The organism is Vibrio sp. Isolate22, from assembly GCF_022398115.1.
Classification (GTDB): Bacteria; Pseudomonadota; Gammaproteobacteria; order Enterobacterales; family Vibrionaceae; genus Vibrio.
Genome location: NZ_JAKEUW010000090.1, coordinates 1 through 11,354 on the forward strand (window position 1 = coordinate 1; position 11,354 = coordinate 11,354).

General features: G+C 40.1%; 7 protein-coding genes and 2 pseudogenes. 4 read left to right on the top strand and 5 right to left on the bottom strand.

Annotated features, from left to right (window positions below):
- Positions 1-201: pseudogene (locus L1D55_RS25715) on the bottom strand (hypothetical protein); the annotation flags it as partial.
- A 220-nt stretch (positions 202-421) separates the two neighbouring features.
- Between L1D55_RS25715 and L1D55_RS25720 the strand changes: the two are divergent.
- Positions 422-1,522 (top strand): PIN domain-containing protein, encoded by a 1,101-nt coding sequence (locus L1D55_RS25720; protein WP_123962189.1) that lies wholly within the window; start codon positions 422-424, stop codon positions 1,520-1,522.
- Between the two features lies 1 nt (position 1,523).
- Entirely contained in the window at positions 1,524-2,483 is a 960-nt protein-coding gene (locus L1D55_RS25725; RefSeq protein ID WP_239919351.1) for a bacteriophage abortive infection AbiH family protein, read from the top strand.
- A 169-nt stretch (positions 2,484-2,652) separates the two neighbouring features.
- On the opposite strand, the gene L1D55_RS25730 is transcribed toward L1D55_RS25725, so the two are convergent.
- From L1D55_RS25730 to L1D55_RS25745, 4 genes are read right to left on the bottom strand one after another with little or no spacing between them, the layout of a single operon-like run.
- The gene (locus tag L1D55_RS25730) at positions 2,653-3,216 is read right to left on the bottom strand and encodes a hypothetical protein (protein WP_239919352.1); all 564 of its coding nucleotides are present in this window, start codon (positions 3,214-3,216) and stop codon (positions 2,653-2,655) included.
- On the bottom strand, positions 3,206-5,989 hold the full coding sequence (locus L1D55_RS25735) for a hypothetical protein (RefSeq protein ID WP_239919353.1): 2,784 nt from the start codon (positions 5,987-5,989) through the stop codon (positions 3,206-3,208). The genes L1D55_RS25730 and L1D55_RS25735 overlap by 11 nt, the downstream gene beginning before the upstream one ends.
- A 20-nt stretch (positions 5,990-6,009) precedes the next feature.
- The gene (locus L1D55_RS25740) at positions 6,010-8,295 is read right to left on the bottom strand and encodes a hypothetical protein (RefSeq protein ID WP_239919354.1); all 2,286 of its coding nucleotides are present in this window, start codon (positions 8,293-8,295) and stop codon (positions 6,010-6,012) included.
- A complete protein-coding gene (locus L1D55_RS25745) occupies positions 8,285-9,514 on the bottom strand; it encodes a site-specific integrase (protein WP_239919355.1) in 1,230 nt (409 codons plus the stop codon). Before L1D55_RS25745 ends, L1D55_RS25740 begins: the two co-directional genes overlap by 11 nt.
- Positions 9,515-9,830: 316 nt before the next feature.
- Here L1D55_RS25745 and L1D55_RS25750 point away from each other — a divergent pair, with 316 nt between their 5' ends.
- The gene (locus L1D55_RS25750; protein WP_239919356.1) at positions 9,831-11,072 is read left to right on the top strand and encodes a response regulator; all 1,242 of its coding nucleotides are present in this window, start codon (positions 9,831-9,833) and stop codon (positions 11,070-11,072) included.
- Positions 11,073-11,173: 101 nt separating this feature from the next.
- Positions 11,174-11,354 (top strand): annotated as a pseudogene (locus L1D55_RS25755) (helix-turn-helix domain containing protein); the annotation flags it as partial.

Here is an 11,354-nt window from a genome sequence, read left to right on the forward strand (position 1 = left end):
CCAATGAGACCCGCCACACGACCAATGAGACCCGCCACACGACTCCATGGCTATAATTACAGGCTCATGGGAAGATAAGAACTCTAGTAATTTCTGGCGAGTAAGCTTTTTCTTAAATAATTGATGTCCAGCTTGGTCATGACCAACTAAATGAAAAGAGTTCTTACCTAGGTCAATTCCGATAATGTGTGAGTTATTCATGTGGCACTTTCCTATAAAGACTAAACTAGTTCAAGTTTAGCTGAAGGGAGGGACGTACCATCTCATTAAATCATTTAAAGCGATGCCTCATCACACCTTGCTAACTCGTTACTTGCTCGAATTTTTGTAATGAATCAATATGCCATTAGTTTGTTAGCTACTTAAATGTTTTATCAATTTATTTGATGACAACTTACACCATGTGTTCAAGGTATTGATTATGGAATTACAGACAAGGCTAGTTTTTATAGATACAAGCGCTTTTGAAAAGAAAAATTATCAATTTGGGCAACACTCTCTTGGCCGTCTTCAAGAACTAATTGAGGATGAGAAAATTCACTTACTCATTACTGATGTGACAAGGAAAGAGATCGACTCCCATCTCAAACGCAAATCTGAAGAAGCTGCTTCTATGATAAAGAAGATGCAAAGAGATGCGATGTTCCTAAGAAACACCCCCGACCTTGGTTGTCATGGTATCTTCACCAAGGTTAAAGGTGATGATATTTATGCCGTTATCAGTGAAAAATTTGATAATTTTATCGAAAACGGCTACGTCGAAACAATTGATGTAAGCACTGTTAACCCTCAAGTTGTATTTGATGCTTACTTCAACAACCATCCTCCTTTTGGCAAAGAATCAAAAAAGCACGAATTTCCTGATGCATTTGCGCTAGAAGCTATTAAACAGGTTAGCTTGGCTAGAGGATATTCAGCCTATATCGTTAGTGATGACGGCGATATGAGATCATTCTGTGAGAAAGAAGATAACTTCATTCATCTTGAAAACATAGATGACCTAATTGACTTGGTTGTTCGAAGCGACAAAGCGTACGAAGAACCAGCCAAATTTGCTGATGAAATATTCGAGCAACTCCTAGAACAAATCAAAGCGGATGCCCTGCAAGCTCTCGAAGATGGCGAGTTCAACTATGAAAACGCAGACCCTTTCGATGAGATTATCAACTCTATAGAAATCAACTCGGTGAATGTTGAGAAGAAAAACTTACAGGATGTCGATGCCGAGTGGGCTGAATACGAAGTAGAATTTGAGGTGGTTGTTACGGCAGATTACCGATTCTCAGATTATGACCGTTCACCTTGGGATCCTGAAGACAAGCAATATGTATTCGTGTTGAGTAATGAGTCAACAGTGAAACACAAAGAAACATACACTGCCCACCTAACACTTGCCTACACCGATGGATTAAAAGCTAACGCATACATTGAAGAGTTTTACTTCCAAGATACATATTTTGAGCTGACTGATGATGATTCCGAAGTCATTAGCTTCAAAGAACTAGATATCAACGGCGAATGACATGAAGTTATATGTAATAGGTAATGGCTTTGATGTTCATCATGGCCTTGACACTAGGTATACATCTTTTGGGCTTTATCTCAAAAATAACTACTGGGAAACTTATGAACTATTGCTCGACTATTACGGGTTTGCTGACTTAGACCCAGATTTTCCAACTACTATGTCAGACCCTTTATGGTCTGAATTTGAAACGAGTATGTCACTACTTGATAAAGATTCAGTTTTGGAAGCAAACATGGATGCAATGCCAAACTATTCTTCAGATGACTTTCGAGACAGAGACCGATACACGCTTGAAATTGAGATGGAGCGAATACTTGGTCTTCTAACCACTGAGCTGTATAAAGCATTCAAAGAGTTCATTTTGGCTGTACAGTATCCTCAGTTTGATCATAACCGATCAGTAAACATTGATAGAGACGCTGTTTACCTCACATTCAACTATACAGATACGCTTTCTCAATACTACGCAATCCCCGATGAGAACATGCTATTTATTCACGGGAAAGCCGATGAACATGTTGATGAGTTAATTCTCGGTCATGGTGTTGATCCTGAAAATTTCAAAGAAAAACCTGCCGAACCACCATCAGGATTGAGTGATGAAGATTTAGAACGTTGGATGGAATATCAATCTGATCAATATGACTACTCATTCGAGCGTGGTAAGGATGCTATCAATCAGTATTTCTCGGCAACTTTCAAGGGAACAGACCAGATCATAAAAAACAATGAAGACTTCTTTGCAAAGCTCGGCAATATTGAAGAAGTATATGTTCTCGGTCACTCATTAGCTGACGTAGATTTACCCTACATCAAGAAGTTGGATCAATCGGTAAGACCTGATGCTAAATGGGTTGTGACTTTTTATGACCCTGATGATGAGAAAGTACACGGTGACACTCTAACAGGACTTGGAATAGCTAACGTTGCAGTTGTCAGAATGGAACAAATCTAAGCGGAAAAATGAAATATCATTAGCGATTGCGGTGGATTCTAACATTGTTTTTCCCAAATTTTTCTTATGCGAAGAGTTCAATTTTGAACATCAGCTCTAACTCGAAATTGTCTATCATAGAGTCAGCTAAAAGGCTGGCTCTTTTGTCGCCACTTCAGTATACCCTCTACTACAAGCCCAATTTGCTTCTCAGATCTAGAGGCATATTTTCTAATGCCAGATCGAGAATGTCCTTCGTTGTCTTCGCTCGAAGTTCTTGAAGTTGTTTTTCGATGACTTGATGACTTTGACGAATTTCATCTTTGGACTTAGCTCGAATCCCCTTCCTATGTCGATTTATCTGCTTTTTCTGGGCTAACTCCCATATTTCCAGTAGATCAACATTAGTAGCATTAAAGAAATTTACAATTGATGAACTAAATGAAGAAGTCCTAAAGATACTTTGAGCGCTAATCCCAACCCTCTTGGCGACTTCTGATTTCGACATGCTGTAGAGGGATTTTGGTGTTTTACTGGTTGCAACTTGACCGAATTTTTTAATGTCTAATTCTTTTACTGCTTTTAATTGAAGGATCGCTTGCCACGCTCTGTATGTCGTGTGCTTTTCATCACCTTCAATCCACACTGGCAAATCGGTAGTATTCTCTTTCTCAGCAGACTGACTTTCTTCAGCTAAACTATCAAGAAAGTCACCCGTCATTAGCTCATCTAAATCAATATCGTTATTCGACATTTGTGAGTTCCTCTTGTTTAAGTTTAAACTCTACCGCGTTGATTGCCTTAATAATCGCCATTAAAATCTTATCCACTGGCTCCTTATTTTCGAATGACTCCCTTAACTCTTTGATTCGCTTGTACCCCGAACGTAGTGTCGGCAAATGACCCCCAACCATGAAACCCATGACATTTTCATTCAGGCACTCTTTAACCATCGGCTGAATCGTTGTCCAAATGCCCTTAACATGACCTGATGTAATATATGCATTTGTGCAAACTAGGCAGAACTCTGGTTTTGCATTATGTGGATTCATGCTACCAAATTGAGCGCATTTTGCTCGTTGTTCTCCACCTTCTCGTGGTATGCAAATAGCAAAATGGCTTGGCTGAATGTTGATAATTCGTCCGTTGATTTTATCTCGTAGTGTGCGTAATTCGTTCTCTGTTAATGCTTGCGTTCTGTCTGTGGCTTTTTTGACATAACGAGAAAAGCCACCTAAGTACTCACTCCCTACTTTATCGGGGGCGCTCATTATCATTTCAACGATAGAATTTACGTAACGCTGTTTTGCACCATCCAGTACAATCTTTGCTTCTTTCTCCCTAAGGTATGCCATAAAGAAAGAGTCATCAAGGTGGCAGAACTGGTGACGAATAACCGCACCCACGTTTCCCTTATAACGAGTTAGGACAGACTCAGCCCAAATGTGCCTAAATGCATGGGGAGATAGGTAAGGTCTACCTTGTTTTAGTTCGTTAGCAATGTCTAGCATTGCCTTTTGATCTAAAACTATAGCACCGGAGCGTAGTACCTTTTTGGTTTCCTCTGATAGATAGGCTTCGATGACTTCTTTGTGATGTTCATCTGGTACCTCACCGGTGTTCATAAAGGATATCAATGATTGTTTGAATCTCTTTTGAGCTTTAACACTATTCCTCATAATAACAGAGAGAACTCTCCAATCTTCTCTGAGTTTTTTTGCCGTCGCCACCAAGTGCTTAAACCTTACGCTCTGGATGTCATAAAGCAGACTTAAATGCTCAAACTCGACATTATCCTCTACAGATAGATCGTCAATATTATGCTCTGAAAGTTGCTCTAGCCGTAATGCATCATTAAAAGGCGGGTAGTCTGTCAGGAAATTCTCCCAATTCACTGTTACTCTTAATGCAATGTAACTTTCAGACCAATGCTTACTCTCTTCATGTGCATTATTGGCTATTTTGTAAAGGCATGGCGAGTCATCTGTAATATCGAATAATTCATTGAGCTGGGCAGCAATCTGAAAGCATTGAGAGGTAATTTCTCTATCAATTTTTACCATCTTGTTGGTTTTTGGCACTAGCCACTTTAAATGAAAACGAAAGGGAATATGTGAATTATCAAGAATATCGTAATTGGGTTCGGTCTTAATGGCACTTAACGGAAAACCAAACTCGCTACCACGATAACCAAGCCATGCGACAACTAGATTTGTCATTGTATGAGTAATCTTATCTAACTCAGCTTTCCATGACTTATAATTTCTCTGATTCCCTTGATTGAGTAACAGCTCTCCCCAATTCTGGAAGTCTTTAATAAACGCTTCTTTCTCAAGCTGGCTACCCAAAACAATCGCCTGCATTTTGCTGTAAACGTCCTCCACAGTGATATCAATGAGCTTACTGCTATCTAGAAACGTTTTATCAAGTGATGCTTGGTAATTCTCCCAAACATCTTTAGGCCCTTTATGGCCATCAAGTTGATGAAACTTTTGCAGCATAAGTATTCGAATGACCTCAACCGCATCAAATCGCATCTCCAAACCAAAGTTTTCGACAATCTTCTCAATACATTTGTCATTTAGAGACATAGCCTTCTCGAAATGCAATTGATAGTGCTCGTATGCACAATCCTGCGTTGAGCGAAAAATCTCATCGTGAATAATACCTTGTGTGTGCTTTTGGTTTCTATCTCTTTCAAACTTTGTCATGGCAGACAGCATGACGTTACGCAGCCTACAGCCTTCACTGGACTCTAACTTAGACACCCCGTATTGCTGAACAATTTGCTTCCATGTATTCTTGCATACCACATGGTACAAATAATCTTGTTGGTACACTTGCCGCAGATAGTCCACATAGTACTGCCCAAGCTCTAACCCAAGAAAGTTGAAGCTCCCACCTTGCTTGTACTCATTCAATGTTAAACCGAGCGATGACCGGCAAACTTCATCCAATACCTTTTCGTTTTTTTTCGGCATTAAGTCCTTTGCGATGACACCTTCCACCCCCCATGTTTGGAGTATATTGCGCGTTTTAGGTAACGAAATGGGTTTAATCGTCCCCCTATAGGCGGGCGCAGATACGCGATTGTAAAAGCCTTTCTCATTCACGGACTGCGAAAGAAAAGAGTACCAAAATTGGCTCAATAAATTGCCTGTTAGTACAGATGATTCATTCAGATGGAGAAATGCTATAACGTGTACCACCATTTGGTAGATGCTTGAGATGCCTTGCCCATGCCTTTTCGGAAGTGCTGCAAGAAAAAACAACTTTGCATATTCTTTTGAGGATAACTGGCTTTGAGAGCCATCAATATGTAGTCGTGGTTTGTGATCTAGTTGGAAGTGAGGCAAATCAAAGAGGGAGAAGTCCAGTTTTGTGACACCTCCTCCTTGATATTTGAAACACAGTTCATCATCAAATATCGTCCCATGTTCACTTAAAAACACGGGGAGAGCCAACAGCTTCTGATTTTTCTCTTCCCAGAATGTATCAAGCGGTGATGCGAATGCCCTTAATGCCATTTTTGCCTTCCCCTTAATCCTCAAATTGAGTAAAACACACTGACTTCAACATTGTTGTTCAGCATGTCTTTGAACAATTTTTCCCCTTCAGTTTGGCTTCTTTTACTTAATTTACCTAACGCCACTTCTATCCATTCCACAGTTGGCATTGCCGTTTTGTATAAATAATCGGGATTACGAGAAAGCAGTTTTTTGTAGTTCTTTTTGAATTCATGGAGATAGTTATACATTTTCCATGCGGTGACAGAGCTGTCCAGCACATAGATGGATTCAAAACCTTCTTGGTCAGAACCATCCGCGAGAGCGAGAATGCCGACTTCATTAATCTCGCCCGTTGATTGCTCTGTGACCACCATGAGTCTTGAGAGCATTTCGCCTGATTTGTACGCTATCGTTTCGGACACCGACATGAATTCACTGTTAAAGTGAGCAATGGCATTTTCTCTGTCATCGCCTCTCAAATCCTCGAAACCTAGATCAAACACATTGTTAATCAGATCAAACATCACTTCCCGAGTGATGCGTCCACAAGCGTTTAAATACTCTTCATTATCTTCATTGAGATAGTGAAGCTTTTCAGTCTGGTTAGAGTGTGAGTTTCGGTTAATCAAATAGTGGAGCGTATAAGGGTCGCTAAAAGCATGGACAGCGCTGTTTTTTATCGCTTGCAAGCCAAACAAATCCTTTTGACACGGAGTTTTAGATTCTTTGACCAACCGATTACGCTCAACAATATCGACCTTTTGGGGATGTGAGACTACATTACTTGAGTGAATCCCAAATTTAAGCAGCTTGGTAACCGCACTGGGAAAGATAAGCGGCATATTGCCGTGCCGGGCATGTGCTTCCTTTAGACTCAATAAAATATCATCATTCTCTAGCAACGCCAATAACGTGCCCGTTAGAGAGTGAATTTCAGAAGAAATGACGACGGTTGGCATTTTGTCTAAAAGCGGAGTTCCCGCACATTGAGATAAATAGGACAGTAGTGCTTTTCCTTCGAGTTTTCTTGTCGATAGAGATCTTGTGGTATGAAATACCTTAGCTCGGCTTTTCAGGTACTCACACTCAATATGCGCAACCCTGCTACCTACCCGAATCATTCGAAATGAATCATGATTAAGTTTGTTAATGTCTGAGGGTTGAACAGTTAAACTCGCCATCAACCAAGAAAACAAGAGTTTTTCGATTGAAATCACAGGTCGTTTTTGTTCATCACAAACCAAACGCTCTAAAAACTCAATACTGAAGAGATTACCGCCGAGCCTTGTGGTTACATTTTTGCAACAAAAGAAGTTGCTGAGTTGATTATTATTCTTTGTTAGAAAAATCGAATTGCATTTCGATTGTGACTCTAAGGCTTCTTTCATAATAAGATAAGAGGATTTACTCGCAGAGTTTGAGAGTAAAACCAAATCAAGCGCATTCTTTAGCGTGTTATTTTGCCCACCTGTCTGATGAAATGATGACAGTAATTGATATAAGGTATTCCCGATATTATTAGCCTTCTCATGCCGAATATTTCCAATATTGCAAGAGAAAAATGATTTATCAAAACCATTTTCTTCAAAGAATAACTTGAGTTCTTTCTTATATAATACGCTTTCAAGCATAAGTGTCGATACTGTGACAATAAGAGAATTAACCGTTAATTTTGCGGATGCAAGGGTTGTATACAGTTCATTCCCAATACCCACATCGTTGCGCCTAAGCCAATCTAACCTACCGAAATAACTTGCTAGTGATAGCTGGGCTTTCTTTGTATTCGGGCTAAGTTTGGTGTATCTCAACTCTTGAAGATATGCCAGTTGGCTTGCAGATAAAGATGCATGGAGCTCTGCACTATCATCAAGAGCATAGGTGAACAAGGTTTTTACCGTATTAAGCACACTATACCCGCCGTGATTGTCTAAAACATCAAATCTATGGCGTTCGTACTCTTTTAAAATCGTGTACTTATTGGTTATCTCATGGCAGTTCAGCCAATCGACAAATAAATATGCCGATTTATTAAATATCTCTTTTGCGCTAACAGCCGCAAATGCATCAGTAAAACAATAATTATAAGCAGCGACAATCAATTGATATAATAGGACCTTGTTGCTATCACTTGTATCGGTCATTTTAATATGACGCTCTGGATGCCTATAAGCTTGAGGAACAACAAGCTCTCTTGCTGTAAGCGGGTATTGGAGCTTGATGATAGGTTGCTTATTGTTATGCTTTGATTGCACTAGCGCTTCATAGATCTCCGACTCCATCGCGACTGGTGCATCGGGGCTTTCCTTGATGATATCATCCCCCATTAACCACCTCCTTCAATAAACGCACTCTGTACCCACAAGAATGAATATATCTTTTCGTGGTTTGATTGGAATAACGTCCATCAACCTTATGTCCCATACGCCTTGCTGTTTCGATATAAACGGCTGATTCTGTGGTAATGGAGTCGGGGTGCTTATTCTGAGCTACACATTGATCATAAAAGATATCCGTTCCAAAAGAGTGACGTAGTGTGTGATAGACATGATCTTCTTCAAGTATTTGGCAGTATTCGTACAGTTTTGGATAGTCACGAACCTCAGACATGATTTGTTGTACTGTGCTATGAAAAGTGTCTGAAGCATATTGAGTCGAAATGCATTCGCCTCTCGTATGATTACTGGAGTTGGAAACGAAAAGGTGATCGCAATCTGTTATTGGTCTTTCCGTGTCATAGTAGAGTTTCATTTTTTCCAGTAAAGCTCTGGAAATGTAAAGCGTTCGAGACCGTCCATATTTTGTGTATAACGAAGATAGGTGATATTTAAACTCGTCTTTATTTGGATTTTCTTCAAGCTCAGAAAAAAGATTCAACATTCCACTATGAGATTTATTATTTACTCTAAAGTCTTTAAGCAAAAAACCTTGGTTCTCCTTAGCTCGACAGCCAAGCTCACCGCCATTTCTTAATATAATCTCTTCGAGAAGTGTTTTGGTGTTGCGGTAAATGAGTTCTCTTGTTGCTGGGAGAAGATAATTAACGATTAATTTTTGTTTGTTATTCGCTCTGGCTAAAGCACGATGCGAAGCATACACACCAATATTTTTGTATTTATTTTCAAAAAAGTAGTGAAGCCAATTGTAGTAACTTTGTAACGAAAGAACTGCGCGATCAACAACGATTTCACTCTTAGAACACCCATCAATCAGGTAGTCATTGATGTATTCATTGATAATATCTACAGGGAGCGCTGTGTGATAATAGAGAGAAATAAGTGAATCAGGGCTTTCTTGTTCTTTAACCCACCTTAAGAATAGACCGAGTTGATTGCCCCGCACATATTGTGCATTGTCACCAATTTCCTGTTCATTAAAGTAATGAGTTGTCTTATTTGTAATTCTATTTTTTTCTGAAACAAGCTCTATCGACAACCCTAGTTGATTTATATAACGGGCATAGAGGCACGGAAGAAGTAGAGGGGTTGAATCATCATCAAGATAGATCCAGTGTTTGTTAACTTCCTTATCATTAACTCTATACATACAGATTCAACCTTCAGGTAACACCATATGGTTAAAGCCTAGTACATATAATTTCACTTACAGAGTTTTTCTGAAATCTACACCCTTGAGTTTAAAAACAGTCCATATCGACATGGATTATTTTTCTCACTTTCTCTTGGTCCGCACTACACATCAACCAGTAACTCAACCTTACAACTGTATCTATAAACAGTATAATGGATAATTGTTGGTTTTAAAATGATCTGGAGTCCAGCTCAACAGGTTTAGCTTCAACCCCCACCTACTCTTCTGATAGTATTGTTAGGAGTATTTAGTCTATAAGTAGGGATAGCTTTTGAGTGAAAAAATACTAGTAGTAGAGGACAGTCGCGCATTCAGAAACTACCTTTACCAGCAATTTAAAAACGATGGTTATGAAGTGGCACTCGCAGAATCTGTGGCTGAAGCCAAAGCTATCTTAGAGCAAGAGACGGACTTCTTATGCGCCGTGCTCGACTACTGCCTACCTGACGGTCAAGATGGCGAGATCATTGATTTGGTGCTCGGATATCATCAAAAGATCATCGTACTTACCGGCATGTTCAACAACACCCTGCGGGAACAAGTACTGGCTAAAGGTGTATTGGATTACATCCTAAAAGACAGCATGTCATCGGTTAGTTACTTACTACCGCTTGTGAAACGAATCTCGAATAACCGACACCATAAGGCTCTGGTTGTTGATGATTCGGCAGTGGTTCGTCGATATGTCGTTCAACTTCTTGAGCACCAATATATTCAAACGGTTCAGGCTGAAGATGGAGAACAAGCGCTCGCACTTCTTCAAAACGATCCTGATATCACTGTTGTGGTCACTGACCACGATATGCCAAACAAAGACGGTATTTCGATGACTCGTGACATTCGAGTGCACCACGACCGTAACCAACTCGCTATCCTTGGCCTGTCAGGCAGCGACGACCGCACCATGACCGCTCGTTTCCTTAAAGCTGGCGCCAATGACTTCCTCTATAAGCCCTTTAATCAAGAAGAGTTCTTCTGTCGAATTCATCAACTCCTAGATATGAAAGAAGCGACGAGTGAGCTGTTTCGTCACGCTAACGAGGATGCCCTTACTGGCCTATGGAACCGTCGTTATCTCTTTAACCAGACTTGCAAGGGTTGTGAAGAGCGCAATATTGCCATGATGGATATCGACTTCTTTAAGAAAGTGAACGATACCTATGGTCACGATGGTGGTGATGCGGTGTTGATTGAAGTTGGAAAAATTATCAAGCAACACTTTAAAGGTGACTTACCCGTTCGTTTTGGCGGAGAAGAATTTTGCATTCAATCTTGCGGCCCATTTGAACAGTTTGTGGAAGCGTTAGAGTCCATGAGAGACTCAATTGAAAATCACCAAGTGGAGCATGATTCACAAATCATTAAAGTGACCATGAGCATTGGGGTAACCGATCAAGTGGGCTCTTTAGATGAACAGATTAAAGCCGCCGACGAACTACTTTATACCGCTAAAGAACAAGGTCGAAACCAGCTAGTGTGCGCTCGCAATAATCTTCAGTTAGTTAACGAATAGCTAAACCTTTCTAAAGATGAATCTAATTAGCGTAAAACAAAAAAGCCCGAGGCATTGAACTGACCCCCAATAGTTGGACACCAATTATTGGGGGTCTTTTTATGTCCAAATATAGCCGAGAGCTAAAATGTATCATTGCTAAGCAATACTTAGATGGCACGTCATCTCTCTACTTAGCAAAACAATATTCAATTTCTTCAAGACAGATACGGTATTGGGCTCAAGTCTTTGCCATTCATGGTACTGATTCATTTTTGCCAACTAACCATGCGGCTACTGCTC